This window comes from Vibrio sp. HM8-C, from assembly GCF_058630515.1.
Genome location: NZ_JBMMKS010000003.1, coordinates 89448 through 106455, shown reverse-complemented (window position 1 = coordinate 106455; position 17008 = coordinate 89448). Strand labels below are relative to the sequence as shown.

Genomic DNA, 17008 nt, shown 5'->3' with positions numbered 1-17008 from the left:
GCGCCTGTTTTCACCGGTACTCCTGCTTACTGTCGTTCCTGTACGTTAGGAGTAAAGTCGTGAGTCAAAAAGAACAAATAAAACAATACAATGGTCCTGCTGGTGGCTGGGGAGCACTGAAAGCCGTCACGAAAAGCTGGTGGGGCAGCGAGAATGCCGTTAAAAATATACGAACCATGCTTAAAACTAACCAGAATGGCGGCTTTGACTGCCCAGGTTGTGCATGGGGAGAATCACCAGAAAGTGGCAAAGTAAACTTCTGTGAAAATGGTGCGAAAGCAGTGAACTGGGAGGCAACCAACCGTGTTGTAGACCCTGAGTTTTTCGCCACCCACAGTGTCTCCTCGCTATTGAAACAAACCGACTACTGGCTTGAGTATCAAGGTCGTATTACTCATCCAATGAAGTACGACTCAGCAACGGACCACTATGTACCCATCAATTGGGACGATGCATATCAACTGGTTGCTCAACATCTCAATCAACTTGAATCACCACATCAGGCTGAATTCTATACTTCGGGACGTGCGAGTAACGAAGCGGCGTTTTTATATCAGCTTTTTGTCCGCGCTTTCGGTACCAACAACTTTCCTGACTGCTCTAACATGTGTCACGAAGCCAGCGCCATCGGCATGAAAGATACGATTGGTGTTGGTAAAGGTACGGTGATTTTTGATGATTTCGCCAAAGCCGATGCCATCTTTGTGATTGGTCAGAACCCAGGAACCAACCACCCACGTATGCTTGAACCTCTTCGTGAAGCGGTCAAACGTGGCGCGCAAGTCATTTGTTTAAACCCGCTGAAAGAGCGTGGTTTGGAGCGTTTTCAAAACCCACAAGTTCCAATTGAAATGCTGCGTAATGGTTCAAAACCAACCAACACAGCCTATTTGAGACCAGCTCTCGGTGGTGACATGGCAGTGTTTCGTGGTATCGCTAAATTCCTACTGCAATGGGAACGCGAAGCAGTAAAAACCGGTGGTAAAGCTGTTTTTGATAGAGATTTCATCAACGACCATACCATTGGGATTGATGAATATTTGAAAGAAGTCGATGCCACAACATGGGAACATATTGCAGAACAATCTGGCTTAGAGCTACATGAAATCGAAACCGTTGCCGATATGTATCGCCGCTCAGAGCGTGTGATCATGTGCTGGGCAATGGGACTTACTCAGCATCGTCACTCAGTACCTACGATTAAAGAAGTAGCGAACGTGCAAATGTTGCGCGGCAACGTAGGTAAGCCCGGAGCAGGTCTTTCTCCTGTTCGTGGACACAGTAACGTACAAGGTGACCGTACTATGGGTATTGATGAGAAACCATCGACTGCCCTTTTAGATAGCATTGAGCGTCGCTTCAATTTCAAAGTACCACGCGAGATTGGTCACAACACCATCCAAGCGATCAAAGCAATGGAAGAGCAACAGTCGAAAGTGTTCATTGGTTTAGGTGGCAACTTTGCCCAAGCAACGCCGGATACTGAACGTACTCACCTTGCAATGAAAAACTGTAATCTAACCGTTCACATTTCAACCAAACTCAACCGTTCTCACTTAGTAACAGGTAAAGATGCCCTTATCCTTCCTTGCTTAGGACGTACAGAAATTGATGTTCAAGATCATGGGCCACAAGGTATCACTGTTGAGGACACATTCAGTATGGTTCATATCTCCTATGGTCAATTGAAACCTCGCTCGGAACATTTACGTTCAGAACCAGCCATAATTGCCGGAATTGCGCATGCGACTTTAGGTTGTCACCCAATTGACTGGAACTGGGCAATTCAGGATTACGAACGTGTCCGCGATTTAATTTCTGAAACCATCCCAGGTTTTACCGATTTCAATCTTAAGCTCCGTAATCCGGGTGGCTTCCATCTGGTAAATCCAGCCGCTGAACGCCGATGGAACACTACATCAGGAAAAGCACAGTTTAGTGATAGCGCGTTGCCAAAACAGCTGATTAATGAAGCAGTGTTAGAGCAAGGCAATAAGCCTGATTTGATTTTGCAAACTATGCGTTCACACGACCAATACAACACTACTCTATATGGATTGAATGATCGCTATCGAGGCGTATTTGGCATGCGCGAAGTGCTGTTTGTAAACGAGGAAGATATTGCCAAACTGGGTTTCCAGAATGGTGACAAAGTCGATATGGTTTCGCTTTGGGAAGACGGTGTAACTCGTAAAGTACAAGGCTTTACCTTAGTCGCTTACGATATTCCTAAAGGCCAAGCTGCGGCGTATTATCCAGAAACCAATCCGCTTGTACCTTTGGATAGCTATGGTGAAAGAACCTTTACACCAACGTCTAAGTTCATCGCAATCAAGCTTGAAAAAGCCTCATCAGATGAAATTCAACGTTCAAAAGTTGAATAAAAGAATCTGAATTAGCAAACACAAAAAAACCACCTGACACTTCATGCATTGTTTAGCGATATAAAGTTAAACGATGCAGAGTTAAGGTGGTTTTCTTTATCAGCTTAAATCTTTAGCGATTAAGCAGTTAAACCTTAAAAGCTCTTTAAGCTTCGCCAGTATAGATACAGCCAGCCGTACAGGTTTCTTTGATTTCAACTTTGCTCAGCAAAGGCAAAGAAGGTTTTAGCTGTTGCCAAATCCACTTAGCAAGAACTTCACTGGTCGGGTTTTCTAACCCTTCAATATCATTCAGATAGTAGTGATCCAATCTGTTGTAGATTGGTTTGAATGCCGCTTTGATTTCTGCAAAATCCACCAGCCAACCTGTATGAGGATCAACATCACCAGCAACATATAGGCGAACCAAAAACGAGTGTCCATGCAGGCGACCACACTTATGCCCTTCTGGCACATGCGGTAAGTGGTGTGCGGCTTCAAACATGAACTCTTTGTAAATTTCGGTCTTCATATAATGGTCAGTCTATCAATCTGGCTAGAAAAAAGAGGCGCAATAGTAGTGAATCTGACGCGAGTAAACAAGCTTCTGAGCTGACTTTTCACTGCAATTTGAGTTTGAAAAAAACAATAATTCGATGTCGAAATTATGGCATCAGCGTCAAAAAAATGAGCACACCATTTCTGTGTCACAAAACCCAATTCCATATTTTGTGTGTGGTCACAGTAACTTAAACACACATTTTCCCTTTGATTTCTAGCGTCTATATTTATTTAAGAAAAAACTTAATAACAATAAGACAATTATGAGCTCAACGATTACATCCAAACTGCTTTTAACACTAGTGACCGTTTTCGCACTGGTGTTGGCTAGTTCAACAATTTATCAGTCTATCCAACAACGTGATTTGATTAACTCTGTATTGGGTGAACAGTTACACGATAAAGCCAGTAACTATTTCGACAGCCTCAATATGATGATGCTGACCGGCACAATGGCGCAAAAAGAAACGTTACGCCAGAAGGCATTAGCACAAGATGGTATCGAACAAGTTCGTGTTCTACGTTCAGACTTGGTGAGCAAACTCTATGGCCCAGGTCAGCCAAACCAAGCACCTGTCGATGACATTGATAAACGCGCATTGAAAGGTGAATACATCTTAGAGCCGATTGAAGCAAGTTGGGGTAAAGGTATCGTTGTAGCACTACCGATGAAATCGAGCGAGAACTACCGAGGCACTAACTGTGTCGCTTGTCATATGGCGCCAGAAGGTGAAGTACTAGGTGTTATTCGCCTTGAATACAACTTGAGCCATATTAATGGACTGATTAATCAACGCACTTGGTTGGGTGTGGGAATTATGGCGGCAATATCCATTGTCGGCTTTCTGATTACTCTTACGCTTATCAAACGATTCATAGTTCGACCACTGCAAAAAACAACATTATTTATGAGCGAAGTCAGCAGCAGTAAAGATCTATCTCAAAGGCTCAGCAACGCCAAAAAAGATGAATTAGGACAATTAGCAACTTCAATTAACTCTTTAATGGATACAGTTTCAGACAGTTTGCAACAGGTTCAAAACACATCTCACTCCCTAGCCTCTTCTGCCAATCAATTAACGGATGTAGCGCAGGTAACGGATCAAGCTGCCAACAATCAGCAAAGTGAGACATCCGATGTACAGTACAACATTGAAGAGATGCAGAATAAGCAACATGAAGTTGAAGTGTCGACGTCGGATGCCGCTCTACTAGTCAAACACACTACAGATGTTGCTCAAACCAGCGCCAAGCAAGCTCACTCAGCCAGTGAGGACATCAAAAACTTGGTCGGTGACATTGAAGATGTGAAAAACAAGATTGCTCAGCTTAATAATCAGACTGGCGAGGTGACGACCATATTAGGTGTCATCAAAGGCATCGCAGAACAAACTAACCTTCTTGCTCTAAACGCTGCAATAGAAGCGGCACGTGCTGGAGAACAAGGTCGCGGGTTTGCAGTCGTGGCTGATGAAGTCAGAAATCTTGCGTCTCGCACCTCAGAAGCAACTGGAAACATTGAGAAAATTATTGCTCAGTTCCAAAAAGAAAGCCAAGAGTCGATGGTATCTGTCGATAGTGTTTGTTCTCAGGCTCACACCCGTTCCAATGAAATAGAAGAACTTTCTTCAGCTATGACCAATGTGGTTGTCGAGATGAAACAAGTACTGGAACACACGGAGAGCATACAACGCCAAACACAGATGACGACTCAAGTGAGCAAAAATGTTCAGCAGAAAGTGGAAGTGATCGCACGTCATGCACAAGACACCTCTCACTCTGCGACAGAAACGCGCGAAATTAGCTTAAATCTAGAGCAATTGTCACAGCAACTGGAGTCTTTGCTCAATCAATTTACTCTTTCGCGTAAGAATTAACCATCAAACTGAGATTAAAGGTTGAAGCTGACGAATTGACAGGTAATATGTCCCGTTGAATTAATAAGAATTCTATCCAACCCAATGCATCGTCTATTTAATCAACAATAATGACGAAATTCAGACATTGGGTTGAATGTTTACCTCAATGGAGACTATATCAAACATGACTTACGCGCCTGTAACAGACGTACTTGGCGGCAAGCTAGCAGTAGACAGTGAAGTCACTGTACGCGGCTGGATCCGTTCACGTCGTGATTCCAAAGCTGGAATCTCTTTCCTTGCCATTTATGACGGCTCTTGTTTCGACCCGATTCAGGCCGTGGTCCCAAATAATCTTAATAATTACGAAAACGAAGTATTAAAGCTAACAACTGGCTGCTCTGTTGAAGTAACAGGTAAGATTGTTGAGTCTCCAGCGTCTGGTCAAGATTTCGAACTAGCGGCAACGGCTGTAAAAGTGGTTGGCTGGGTTGAAGATGCTGATACATACCCAATGGCGAAAACTCGTCACTCTATTGAGTATCTTCGTGAAGTTGCACACCTTCGCCCACGCACTAACGTCATTGGTGCGGTTGCTCGTGTACGTAACTCTCTTTCTCAAGCAATTCACCGTTTTTACCATGAGCAAGGCTACTTCTGGATGTCTGCTCCGCTTATCACAGCTTCAGATGCTGAAGGTGCTGGTGAGATGTTCCGCGTATCAACGCTTGATATGGCTAACCTGCCACTAGATGACAAAGGTAATGTTGATTACAACGAAGACTTCTTCGGTAAAGAAACGTTCCTAACTGTATCTGGTCAGCTAAACGCAGAAGCATACGCTTGTGCATTAAGCAAAGTGTACACTTTTGGCCCGACTTTCCGTGCTGAAAACTCAAACACTAGCCGTCACCTTGCAGAATTCTGGATGGTTGAACCTGAAGTTGCGTTTGCAGAACTTGATGACGTAGCGAAACTTGCAGAAGACATGCTGAAGTATGTATTTAAAGCAGTTCTTGCTGAGCGTCGTGACGACCTAGAATTCTTTGCATCTCGTATCGACAAAGATGCAATCACTCGTCTAGAGCAATTCGTACAATCTGACTTTGCACAAGTGGATTACACTGATGCAATTCAAATCCTTCTGGATTCAGGTCGTGAGTTCGAGTTCCCAGTTGAGTGGGGTATCGACATGTCTTCTGAGCATGAGCGTTACCTAGCTGAAGAACACTTCAAAGCACCAGTAATCGTTAAGAACTACCCGAAAGACATCAAAGCTTTCTACATGCGTCTAAACGACGATGGTAAGACTGTTGCTGCGATGGACGTTCTAGCACCGGGCATCGGCGAAATTATCGGTGGCTCTCAACGTGAAGAGCGTCTAGATATCCTAGATGCACGTATGGTTGAGATGGGTATCGATCCTGAGCACATGAGCTGGTACCGCGACCTACGTCGTTACGGCACAGTACCTCACGCAGGTTTCGGTCTAGGTTTTGAGCGTCTAGTTTCTTACGTAACTGGTATGGGTAACGTGCGTGACGTGATTCCATTCCCACGTACACCACGTAGCGCAAACTTCTAAGCTCATCTTCCTCACGAAGAATCGCAATAAGTTATTTAAAAACCTCCTTAATGGAGGTTTTTTTATGCCCTTCGCTTTCACAAGCTAGATAAAACCGATCTTGCTCACCATACTTAAAAAGATAAGTACGTAGATTGCAGGCAACGTTGAAAGGAGACCATGATGAAAGTCTTTAGAATGGAAGATCTCAACTACAACGGCATTAAAGATAACGTCCACAGTTGGGATCATCCCGAAGCACCCGACCCATATTATTGGCATCCAGATTGGTTACACATTGCGGAAGATGCCATGGGTCTACACCCAAAACAAAAATTGGATGTAGACCAAGGGCAAACACCCACAGAAGAAGATGCGATGAAAGCAATTGTAAAGCATCTAAACGATAATCAGGAATAACCCGTACATACGAATAAAGCCTCCGAGACTCGGGGGCTTTTTTGCTACTTTGGTATTTAATTCTGTGAGCTGGCGAGGCTTTTCTTAACATTTTCTCTGTTTCTTAAGTTTTCCTTAAGTTAACCCCAGCAATATCCCTTTCAGAAAAACACTGTCGCCCCATATCAACTAACTGTATGAATCGGTGAACACTATGACAAAACTCGCTATAGCCTCTTTTGTTGGATTACTTTCAGTTCATACTTCTGCTTTTGCATTCACAAATGATCATTTCTCGAATAATGATGCATCTGTGAATGACAACACCAAGGCACAGTACAGCCATTTCACCGCACAAAAGACAAGCGGACTTGATCTATCATCAGTTGCTGCATCAGCGTTAGTTGGTTATTTGGACGAAAATAGTAACAACGATTTTTTACCAAACGCAGCAGCTGCTATCGCTATATCAGCCGGTTTACAGTACACCGTTGATACTCAGGTCGACTCAATTTCTGATATGAAAATTGCTCCTTACTTCAATGGTAGCGAAACGGGCATTACCCTCTCATTTACTTTTCAATAGACGTTTAGATTGTCATCAAGTGACAATAAGTTTCTGCCAAACACTCAAATAACCAATATGACTCTAGAGAAAACTTCACGCTCTATTTCGCGCTAAATTGCAGCGTCCTCTAGTCGTTCCGTCATACAAATATGTAACATTTTTCTTCTTCATTTCCTGCAAATGTCGATATGTTTTTCATGAGAAAAGCGACCTTTGAGCATTAATCATTAAGCAAGGTAAATTATTTTGAAATTTTCTAATTGTCACTGTTGTCAGCGTTGGTGCAGAAAGGTATAAATACGATAAATTTGACTGGTTTTCCCCTCCACCTAACTTACATGGATGAGCATTATGTTTGAAAAAGTTGTCGCGGCTCCTGCTGACCCTATTCTCGGTCTAACTGAAGAGTTTAAAAAAGACCCTCGCGCTGAAAAAATTAACCTAGGCGTTGGTATTTACAAAAATGAAGCAGGTCAAACCCCTGTTTTAGCAACCGTAAAAAAAGCAGAAGCAGCTCTACTTGAATCTGAAAAAACAAAATCTTATCTAACTATCGAAGGTACTGCCGAATACGGTTTAGCAGTTCAAAAACTTCTTTTTGGTGCAGATTCAGACATCGTAACTAAGCAGCTAGCGAAAACAGCTCAAGCACCAGGTGGTACAGGCGCTCTACGTGTAGCGGGTGAATTCATTAAACGTCAATTAGGTGATGTAAAAGTTTGGATCAGTAATCCTACTTGGGCAAACCACAATGGTGTTTTTTCAGCGGCTGGTTTAGAAGTTGCTCAGTACACTTACTACAACGCAGAAGCAAAAGATAAAGACTTCGCAGCAATGGTTGCAGACCTAGAAAAAGCAGCAGCGGGTGACGTTGTGCTACTACACGGATGCTGCCATAACCCAACAGGTATCGATCCAACAGCTGAAGAGTGGGAAACATTAGCGAAACTTGTGGCAGACAAAGGTCTTCTACCAATGTTTGACTTCGCATATCAAGGTTTTGCGAAAGGCGTTGAAGAAGATGCTGAAGGTCTACGTATTTTCGCTAAGTACAACAGTGAAATCCTAGTTGCTAGCTCATTCTCTAAGAACTTCGGTCTATACAATGAGCGTGTAGGTGCATTCACACTAGTAGCACCGTCAGCTGACGTTGCAGAGACTGCGTTCTCTCAAGTTAAAGCGATCATCCGTTCTATCTACTCTAACCCACCAGCACACGGTGCAGCAGTAGTAACATACATCCTTAACGATGCGGCGCTTCGTGCAGAGTGGGAAGCAGAAGTTGCAGAAATGCGTGAACGTATCCAAGAGATGCGTGAGCTGTTCGTAGCAACACTGAAAGAGCAAGGTGTAACCGCTGACTTTAGTTTCATTGAACGTCAAAACGGTATGTTCTCTTTCTCTGGTCTAAACAAAGAACAAGTAGCTCGACTAAAAGAAGAGCTAGCTATCTACATCGTAGGTTCTGGACGTATCAGCGTAGCAGGCATGACGAAGTCAAATATGCTACCTCTTTGCCAAGGTATTAAAGCGGTTCTTTAATCCTCTAAAGAAATTCAAAGCCGACCAAATGGTCGGCTTTTTTGTGCTTGTTCAATATCACTATTTGCAATCAACAAGCTAATAAGTAAATTTGGCCAGTATGCCCGCCTCTCTAATGGATGAACCTCGTTCGCCATCTCGATAAGAGACAAAACCACCTAATGCAAATTTAGGATAAAAATAGTAATCACCGCTGAATGTGTAGATATTTTCATCCAGCCATTTGTTTCTTAGCGCTTCTGCAAATAACGATGTTTCAAATTTTTCAGTCACGGCATAGCGCAAGCCAAGATCAACGCTGTAAACAAAGTCAGTTTCTTTGTCTCCCGCATCAATTCTCAATGCCCCTACTTTGCCGTTAGTCACTAAATCTAACTTATCAGCAAGTAACCAGCGATAACCCAAACCGACGCGTAAAAGATAGTGGTCGATAGTGAGATCGTTTGGATGAACGAAGCGAGAGCCGTAATCTGCACTCCATAAAAGATCGCTGTCATCAAACTTATGATTGATGCCCACAATAACTGAACTTGCGTTGTCTCCATCGGTTGATGGAGAGCGATAAGTTCCAGAGCTTACGCTGCCGTATATATAGTCGTACTGAAGCGGAGTCGCTTCAGTTAACTCATGTGAAAAGACGGATGAAGATAGCAACACCGAAGTCATAAGCACTGCCCATGTTTTCATCAACAACTCCTTGAATTTTCTGCCTCACTCAATTCAGCTTAGTCGAAACTGGCAAAACATTTTGAGATATAAGCAGAGAATCTGCGCTGCAAAGAAAAGTCGTGTACAATTTACATTTTCCTGTATTGACAGTCTCTTATGTTAATCACGTCCACATAACGCATCTCTAAAGGAGCCTATATGGAAGCCGAGCTATTAGAAATAAAAAATTTCCTTAGCCAACACCTCCCTTTTTCTGAGTTACCAGAAGACACTCTAGAACATGTCGCGCACCATATAGAAATTGCCTACTACAGACAGGACACACCTATCATCCATCTTGGTGACCATATCCAAGATCTTTATATGATTCGCAGCGGAACTGTTGAAGTTTATCGACGTAAAGGTGAGCTGTATAACCGCCTAACCGAAGGTGGTATCTTTGGACAAATGGGTCTGCTGACCAATAACAAAGTGCGTTTCCCAGTGACCGCAATTGAAGACACACTGGTTTATTGCATTCCTGAATCTGTCTTCCAGTCTCTATACGAAGAACACGACGTTTTCGCAGATTACGTAGAAGTAGAAGATAACGCTCGCTTACGTCAAGCCGTGTCAAATAGCTCAGAACAAAACGACCTCACTACTTCAAAAGTTAAACGTATTTTGACTGGCGAAGCTGCTTACGTTTTTAAAGGTGCAACCATTCAGGAAGCGGCGATAAAAATGGCAGAGGAAAACAACTCTTCCCTGTTGGTTATTGATCCGGAAATTCTCGAAGACAACGAAGATGACCAAAGCCCTGTTATTGGTATCGTGACAGAGAAAGACCTTTGCCATCGAGTACTGGCGACGGGCATCGATCATCAGGCTCCATTGACGGATGTGATGACGTCTGAGGTAATGTTCTTAGATCACAATGCGTATGTGTATGAAGCTATGCTGATGATGCTGCGCTATAACGTTCATCACCTGCCTGTATTAAAAGATAAGAAGCCAATTGGCATTTTAAACATCACCGACATCATTCGTTATGAGTCGCAAAACTCATTATTGCTGGTCAGTAGTATTTTCCAACAAAACAACATTAATGATTTGGCTACTCTGTCAAAACAGGTCAAAGATGCATTTGTTCGACTTGTTAACGAAGACGCAAACTCGCATATGGTCGGCACAGCAATGTCTACAATTGGTCGAAGCTTTAAGCAGCGAATTTTGGAGCTCGCAGAAGAAACCTTTGGCCCGCCACCTATTCCATATTGTTTCTTAGCTCTTGGATCAATGGGGCGTGACGAACAACTTGTCGTTACAGACCAAGATAACGCCATTATTTTAGACGATAGCTATAACGAGCAAGAGCACGGTGAGTACTTTGCAAACTTAGCAAAGTTTGTTTGTGACGCGTTAGATCAATGTGGTTATAGCTACTGTACTGGTGAAATCATGGCGACGAATCCAATGTGGCGAATGACTCGACAAGAGTGGGAAGCCTGTTTTGCCGACTGGATAGATGACCCTAATCCTAAAGCGCTATTAAATGCATCCATATTCTTCGATTTGGACGGCGTATATGGTCGATTGAAATGGGCCGAGATGCTTAATGGCTTTATTGTGCGCCGTGCTCGTAAAAACAACCGCTTCTTAGCTTGTCTTGCTCGCAACGCACTTAACCGCACTCCTCCGTTGGGTTTCTTCAAAAGCTTCGTTATGGAAAAAGATGGCCGCCACAACAACTCGATTAACCTGAAACGCCGCGGCACAGCTCCACTTGCAGATCTTATTCGCGTGCATGCGTTAGCCGTCGGTTCGCGTGCAAAAAACTCATTTGAACGTCTTGATAACATCATTGATGCGGGAATTTTACCCAAAGGCAGAGGCGAAGACTTACGTGATGCACTGGAATTTATATCTATGGTTCGTATCCGCCATCAGGCTTTGGACGTTGAAAACAATGTTGAAGCTGACAACAACATTGAACCAGAGAATTTATCTGAATTTGAAAGACGTAACTTAAAGGATGCTTTCCAGATTTTAAGTAACGCTCAGAATTTCTTAAAATTCCGCTATCAGGCCAGCAACAGCTTTAAATAAGGGACATTATGAAACGTCTGTTTCAGGCGCCAAGTATTGACTGGCCCTATAAATATCAAACAAAGAAAAACAAAGTCTCACACCCGTTGTTGAAGGCTTTTTATGATCCTGCAATGGTAAATGGCAATACGCCGATTGGTGACATCGAATTTGTCGCTATGGATTTCGAAACGACAGGTTTGGATTCAGAAAAGGATGACATCATCACTATTGGTATCGTGCCTTTTACCTTAAACCGAATTTATCTTAATCGCGCAAGGCATTGGACAGTTCGTCCTAGGCAGAAATTGGATGAACAATCTGTCGTGATCCATGGCATCACACACAGCGATATCATTGATGCACCAGATCTGTCAGAGATAATGGAAGAGGTGTTGAGCGAGCTGTCAGGAAAAATTATGGTGGTGCACTATCAAAAGATCGAACGTGAGTTTCTTGATAAAGCGTTAAAGAGCAGAATTGGCGAAGGTATTGAATTCCCTGTTGTGGATACGATGGAAATCGAATCAATGATTCAGAAGAAATCCACCGACGGCTTTTGGAATAAGCTGAGAGGAAAGAAACCAGAATCAGTGAGATTGGGTCAATCTAGATTGCGTTATGGTTTACCAGCCTATACGCCTCACCATGCACTTACAGACGCCATCGCCACTGCTGAACTACTGCAGGCGCAGATCGCTCATCACTACAGTCAGCAACTGAGCATCAGAACTCTTTGGCGCTAGTTTTATCAGTGCCAATCTATAGGTCTGTATACCCTTTCAACTTACCCAGATGGCAAAAAAGCCGACTAAACAGTCGGCTTTCGTATTCATAAGTTCGAGCCTATCGCTTGAAGGTTTCCGTCCGTAAACCCATCACTAGACTTACACACATCAACAACAGAACGATGGTAAACGGTAACGCAGTTGAAATAGCGCCAGCTTGCAGTGCTTGTACAGCCTCAGTGCCACCAATCCATAGTAACGCAATCGCGATGAGACCTTCCATCAGAGCCCAGAACACACGTTGAGCAACGGGTGAATCCAGTTTGCCGCCAGCCGTAATGCTATCAATTACCAAAGAACCAGAGTCCGAAGAAGTAATAAAGAACACCAGCACGAGAATAACCGCAATGACTGACAATATTGTTCCATATGGCAAGCCATCAAACATCTGGAACATCGCTAAGGATACATCTGTTAAACCATGTGCACCTAACTCACCAATTTTGTCAATTACCTGCTCTACCGCAAGGCCACCAAATACAGACATCCAAATAAGAGTAACTAGCGTCGGAACAATCAGAACAGCTGTGATGAATTCTCGAATCGTACGGCCTTTCGATACACGTGCGATAAACATACCGACAAATGGTGACCATGAGATCCACCAAGCCCAGTAGAACACTGTCCAGCCTTGGAACCATGCTTCATCAGTACGACCATGTGGGTTACTTAACGGTATGATGTTTTCGATGTAAGCCATCAACGTAGTAGGAATTGCAGAGAACGTCACTGCATAACCGATCAAAGCAACCAAAATAAGTAAAAGGAACGCAACAATCATGTTGATGTTAGAGATAACTTTTACTCCACCATCAATGCCGCGAATAACAGAAATGGTTGCTAGTAGAGTGACAACAATAATAACCGTCACTTGCAGACCAATTCCCGCATCTATACCAAACACATGGTGAATACCACTTGCAGCTTGCTGAGCACCTAAACCTAGTGAAGTCGCCAGACCAAACAAGGTTGCGATAACCGCAAGAATATCAACAATGTGTCCAGCCCAACCCCACGCTCTGTCACCTAAAATTGGGTAGAAAATAGAGCGAATGGATAGCGGTAATCCTTTGTTGTAACAGAAGAAAGCAAGCGACAGAGCTACAACACCGTAAATCGCCCAAGGGTGTAAACCCCAGTGGAACATCGTCGCACCCAACGCTAGCTTGGCAGCTTCTGGGGAGTTAGCGGCAACACCCAGTGGTGTTTCATACCAGCCTGTAAAATAAGCAACGGGTTCAGCCACACTCCAGAACATCAGACCAATACCCATGCCCGCAGCAAAAAGCATTGAAAGCCATGATATAAAGGAGTGATCAGCCACTGCGTCATCACCACCCAAGCGTATTTTACCGTATGGGGAAACAACCAGAGCTAAACAGAAAATAATAAAAATGTTACCAGACCAAATAAATAGCCAGTCAAATGCCCCGATTATTTGCCATTTCAAACCATCCAGTGCGCTTTTAGCTGTATCTGCATCGACGATTAATATCGTCAGTAGAAAAAGCAAAATTAAACCGGCGCTAATACCAAATACAGCGTTGTGGACATCAAAGCCCCACTTCTGAATGTTGTCTTGACCTACCGTATAGTCGGTACTGTCAATACTGTATTTATCAATACCTTTTGTCATTTGTCCTCTCTTTGAATCAATATAAATTGAACTCAAATAACTATGAGTAAGAAGTAAGTTCTAACATACGTCACAAAAATTACTTTGTACTCATAACTATTAACTCAGCAGTTCGTGGTCTACATTGTACACATGACCATTTTCAGATCCACAAATAGCTTAATATAAAGACAACATTTCCTAAAATCGACGGTCAAGCGAACAAATATTAACCACAAACACATAAAAACATAATTCGTACACGAAACATTTATGGATTTTAGGCCAAGTTTAAACTATCCAATTATTGATATAAAAAGTATGAGGTCTATGCTTTTCAACAACAGCTAACTGCTGTATTGTCGCGCTAGAAAAACTCACCACTTTGACCGGATAGCTAGCCGTGGAAAAACATGAAGAAGTTCTAGTGGCAATTCGCCAGATCATCAGAGCCATCGACCTACACTCTAAGAAGCTTAGCAAAGATGCTGGCTTAACGGGGCCGCAACTTATTCTCATGCGTGCGATTCAAGCTCTTGGCGAAGTGACGATCAGAGAACTCTCCAAACACACCAATATGAGCCAAGCCACTGCCACCACCATACTCGACCGATTAGAGAGAAATGGTTATGTTCAGCGCATCCGTAGTGTTGAAGACAAGCGTAAGGTTCACGCTCATCTTACTGAAACCGGAAAAGTCTTATTAGAACAAGCTCCGGCACCACTTCAGGAAAGTTTTGTTCAGCGTTTTCAAACGCTCGCAGATTGGGAACAAAGCCTTCTACTCTCATCTGTTCAAAGACTCTCTTCGATGATGAATGCTGAGAACATTGATGTGGCTCCACTTCTGGAAATTGGCAGCATCACTAAAACAGAAGAATAGATGATTTCATGAAAAAAGGTTGGGATATCCCAACCTTTTTTATTTTGAGTTACAGACGTTTAAACACGTTTTATTCCAATAAACCATGCTGCACAGCGTATTTAGCAAGTTCTGCAGTAGAGTGAATATCCAGCTTATGTTTGATATTTTGGCGGTGAGTCTCAACTGTGCGATAACTAATACTCAGAAACGAAGCAATTTTCTTACTGCTACAACCTTGTGCTACTAGCTTTAAAACCGCCTCTTCACGTCTGCTCAAAGGATTCGGTTTACTTGAAGCTGGCGAAATTTCCCCAGTAAACAGCGTTTGAGTGACTGATTCACAAAAATAGGTCGAACCCTGATTAACCGTTTTAATTGCCTGAACCATTTTGGACGCTGAAATTTCTTTGAGCATGTATCCGACAGCGCCAGCTTGCATCACTTTCATGATGTATTCCCGATTATCATGCATAGTCAGCATGAGTACCTTAGCATCTGGAACTTCTTCTTTAATCAAACGGGTTGCATCAATACCATTCATTATCGGCATGCTGACATCCATCAGAATCACATCCGGCTTATGCTGCTTCACGACATCGATCGCTTCTAAACCATTACTCGCAGTAGCGACGACTTTAATCTCTGGCTCCAACTCAAGACGAGCCATAAAACCTTCTAGCACTACTTGATGGTCATCAACTATGACAACTCTAATTGGCTTTTCCATACACTAATCCATCCAACCGCAATAACACGGTTATTTCTGTCCCAAATCCGGCTTCACTTATTAGCTCAAATTCACCGCCAATAAACTCAACTCGCTCGCGCATATTGCGTAATCCAATCCCGCGTTTATTCAGTGATTCTTTGACGTTAAAACCAATGCCATCATCACGTATCATCAGCTGAAGCATGTTACCCATCTGATGCAAAATGACCGTCACTTTTTTCGCCTGTGCGTGCTTTCGAATATTGTTCAGTGATTCTTGCACAACACGATACAAGGTAGTTGCAGCTTCAGACTTTAACCTGTCTGGTTTTGTATCAAACAAAGTTTCTATTTGAATATTTGAATGTGCCTGAAAGTCTTCCAACAACGTGACCAGCGCGGCCTGTAAACCAATATCGTCCAGTGCACTTGGTCTTAAATTGTGCGAAATACGCCTGACTTCATTGATTGCGGTCATCAGAGATTGCTGCGCTTTTTCAACGTGTAATACCAAGGCATTGCCTTGTAGCTTATGGTCGAGAAGCTCCAAATGGCACTTACTTGAAACCAATAGCTGATTAATACCGTCATGAAGTTCACGTGCCAAATGTTTCTTTTCATCTTCCTGAAACATCACCGTTTTGTGTGCTAGTTCTTTCAGGTTTTTATCCGCTAGTCGATGCTCGTGCAGGTTGATTGCCAATGTCAAAACAATAATTACGGCAACCGTCACCGCCAAAATCACCATCACAGAGAAAAAGGTGGTTTCGATATTGGCGTTAATCGCGGACTGCATCGCTGCCACTTCTTGGCTGACATCTTCGATATAAAGCCCTGTTCCCACCATCCATTGCCATTTGTCTAGCCATGCTACGTAGCTAAGCTTAGGAACCGTTTCCTTAGTAGACGGTTTTTGCCATAAGTATTGATGAAAACCTCCTCCAGACTGAGCCTGAAACAGCAAAGCTTCAATGAGGAAATCACCTTCTTTGTCCTGTAAATGCAGTAAGTCTTGCCCAATTAGCTCAGGCTGAATGGGATGAACCAAGTTCACACCATTACTATCGTAAGCGAAAAAATAGCCATCCGAACCATAGCGTAATTTGGTCAATATAGCTTTGACCTCCGTTTGCGCTTGTTCAATTGGGAGCGATTCGTTGTTGTAGATGTGATCAATGGCATCGAGTGCCAAATCAACACTATCTTTCAATGCGGTTTCACGAGCTTTTATCAAATTGACGCGAAAAATTTCGACTTCACGTTGACCAAGCGTTTTCGCTTGATGAATGGAGATCCAGCTAATACTTGCTGTTACAAGAAGCAGCGGCAATAACGTCAGCAATATTAGTTTGGCTTTAAGGGGCATTCCGTTTCCCAAAGTTCACTTTGCAAAAATAAAAACAGCTTACTGGCTGTCAAGAGTTAGACAATCAGTAAGC

At 43.1% G+C, this 17008-nt stretch carries 14 protein-coding genes; 9 read left to right on the top strand and 5 right to left on the bottom strand.

What is annotated here, in order from left to right:
- The first annotated feature begins 59 nt into the window (after window positions 1-59).
- Window positions 60-2384, top strand: a complete 2325-nt coding sequence (locus ACOSVQ_RS05245) for an FdhF/YdeP family oxidoreductase (protein ID WP_491981514.1) — start codon at window positions 60-62, stop codon at window positions 2382-2384.
- A 145-nt stretch (window positions 2385-2529) separates the two neighbouring features.
- Here ACOSVQ_RS05245 and queD read toward each other — a convergent pair whose 3' ends face one another.
- Window positions 2530-2895, bottom strand: coding sequence for a 6-carboxytetrahydropterin synthase QueD (gene queD / locus ACOSVQ_RS05240; RefSeq protein ID WP_165311528.1), 366 nt, complete (start codon window positions 2893-2895; stop codon window positions 2530-2532).
- A gap of 292 nt (window positions 2896-3187) precedes the next feature.
- On the opposite strand from queD, the gene ACOSVQ_RS05235 reads away from it, so the two are divergent.
- From ACOSVQ_RS05235 to ACOSVQ_RS05215, 5 genes are all read left to right on the top strand, one after another.
- On the top strand, window positions 3188-4801 hold the full coding sequence (locus ACOSVQ_RS05235; protein WP_491981513.1) for a methyl-accepting chemotaxis protein: 1614 nt from the start codon (window positions 3188-3190) through the stop codon (window positions 4799-4801).
- A gap of 166 nt (window positions 4802-4967) precedes the next feature.
- Complete coding sequence (gene asnS / locus ACOSVQ_RS05230) at window positions 4968-6368, top strand: asparagine--tRNA ligase (protein ID WP_491981512.1); 1401 nt, start codon at window positions 4968-4970, stop codon at window positions 6366-6368.
- Between the two features lie 162 nt (window positions 6369-6530).
- Entirely contained in the window at window positions 6531-6767 is a 237-nt protein-coding gene (locus ACOSVQ_RS05225; RefSeq protein ID WP_491981511.1) for a hypothetical protein, read from the top strand.
- 193 nt (window positions 6768-6960) lie between these two features.
- Window positions 6961-7332, top strand: a complete 372-nt coding sequence (locus ACOSVQ_RS05220) for a hypothetical protein (RefSeq protein WP_491981510.1) — start codon at window positions 6961-6963, stop codon at window positions 7330-7332.
- 333 nt (window positions 7333-7665) lie between these two features.
- Window positions 7666-8856 carry an amino acid aminotransferase gene (locus ACOSVQ_RS05215; RefSeq protein WP_491981509.1) on the top strand — a complete coding sequence of 397 codons (1191 nt, stop codon included), beginning with the start codon at window positions 7666-7668 and terminating at the stop codon, window positions 8854-8856.
- 78 nt (window positions 8857-8934) lie between these two features.
- Here ACOSVQ_RS05215 and ACOSVQ_RS05210 read toward each other — a convergent pair whose 3' ends face one another.
- Window positions 8935-9543 (bottom strand): porin family protein, encoded by a 609-nt coding sequence (locus ACOSVQ_RS05210; protein WP_165311533.1) that lies wholly within the window; start codon window positions 9541-9543, stop codon window positions 8935-8937.
- A gap of 180 nt (window positions 9544-9723) precedes the next feature.
- On the opposite strand from ACOSVQ_RS05210, the gene ACOSVQ_RS05205 reads away from it, so the two are divergent.
- Complete coding sequence (locus ACOSVQ_RS05205; protein ID WP_491981508.1) at window positions 9724-11613, top strand: DUF294 nucleotidyltransferase-like domain-containing protein; 1890 nt, start codon at window positions 9724-9726, stop codon at window positions 11611-11613.
- Window positions 11614-11621: 8 nt separating this feature from the next.
- Window positions 11622-12338, top strand: coding sequence for a 3'-5' exonuclease (locus ACOSVQ_RS05200; protein WP_165311535.1), 717 nt, complete (start codon window positions 11622-11624; stop codon window positions 12336-12338).
- Window positions 12339-12438: 100 nt separating this feature from the next.
- Here the strand turns inward: ACOSVQ_RS05200 and ACOSVQ_RS05195 are convergent, their stop codons facing one another.
- Entirely contained in the window at window positions 12439-14016 is a 1578-nt protein-coding gene (locus tag ACOSVQ_RS05195; protein ID WP_491981507.1) for a BCCT family transporter, read from the bottom strand.
- Window positions 14017-14398: 382 nt separating this feature from the next.
- Here ACOSVQ_RS05195 and ACOSVQ_RS05190 point away from each other — a divergent pair, with 382 nt between their 5' ends.
- Entirely contained in the window at window positions 14399-14878 is a 480-nt protein-coding gene (locus ACOSVQ_RS05190; protein WP_165311537.1) for a MarR family winged helix-turn-helix transcriptional regulator, read from the top strand.
- A 70-nt stretch (window positions 14879-14948) separates the two neighbouring features.
- Here ACOSVQ_RS05190 and ACOSVQ_RS05185 read toward each other — a convergent pair whose 3' ends face one another.
- Window positions 14949-15587: a response regulator gene (locus ACOSVQ_RS05185; RefSeq protein WP_491981506.1), complete on the bottom strand. Its 639-nt coding sequence runs from the start codon at window positions 15585-15587 to the stop codon at window positions 14949-14951.
- Window positions 15571-16935, bottom strand: coding sequence for a cache domain-containing protein (locus tag ACOSVQ_RS05180; protein WP_491981505.1), 1365 nt, complete (start codon window positions 16933-16935; stop codon window positions 15571-15573). The genes ACOSVQ_RS05185 and ACOSVQ_RS05180 overlap by 17 nt, the downstream gene beginning before the upstream one ends.
- Between the last annotated feature and the right edge of the window lie 73 nt (window positions 16936-17008).

Coding starts and splice junctions, on each gene's coding strand:
- ACOSVQ_RS05210 (WP_165311533.1), bottom strand. CDS start 9,543: ATGAAAACATGGGCAGTGCTTATGACTTCGGTGTTGCTATCTTCATCC.
- ACOSVQ_RS05205 (WP_491981508.1), top strand. CDS start 9,724: ATGGAAGCCGAGCTATTAGAAATAAAAAATTTCCTTAGCCAACACCTC.
- ACOSVQ_RS05185 (WP_491981506.1), bottom strand. CDS start 15,587: ATGGAAAAGCCAATTAGAGTTGTCATAGTTGATGACCATCAAGTAGTG.
- asnS (WP_491981512.1), top strand. CDS start 4,968: ATGACTTACGCGCCTGTAACAGACGTACTTGGCGGCAAGCTAGCAGTA.
- ACOSVQ_RS05180 (WP_491981505.1), bottom strand. CDS start 16,935: ATGCCCCTTAAAGCCAAACTAATATTGCTGACGTTATTGCCGCTGCTT.
- ACOSVQ_RS05195 (WP_491981507.1), bottom strand. CDS start 14,016: ATGACAAAAGGTATTGATAAATACAGTATTGACAGTACCGACTATACG.
- ACOSVQ_RS05215 (WP_491981509.1), top strand. CDS start 7,666: ATGTTTGAAAAAGTTGTCGCGGCTCCTGCTGACCCTATTCTCGGTCTA.
- ACOSVQ_RS05220 (WP_491981510.1), top strand. CDS start 6,961: ATGACAAAACTCGCTATAGCCTCTTTTGTTGGATTACTTTCAGTTCAT.
- ACOSVQ_RS05225 (WP_491981511.1), top strand. CDS start 6,531: ATGAAAGTCTTTAGAATGGAAGATCTCAACTACAACGGCATTAAAGAT.
- queD (WP_165311528.1), bottom strand. CDS start 2,895: ATGAAGACCGAAATTTACAAAGAGTTCATGTTTGAAGCCGCACACCAC.
- ACOSVQ_RS05235 (WP_491981513.1), top strand. CDS start 3,188: ATGAGCTCAACGATTACATCCAAACTGCTTTTAACACTAGTGACCGTT.
- ACOSVQ_RS05200 (WP_165311535.1), top strand. CDS start 11,622: ATGAAACGTCTGTTTCAGGCGCCAAGTATTGACTGGCCCTATAAATAT.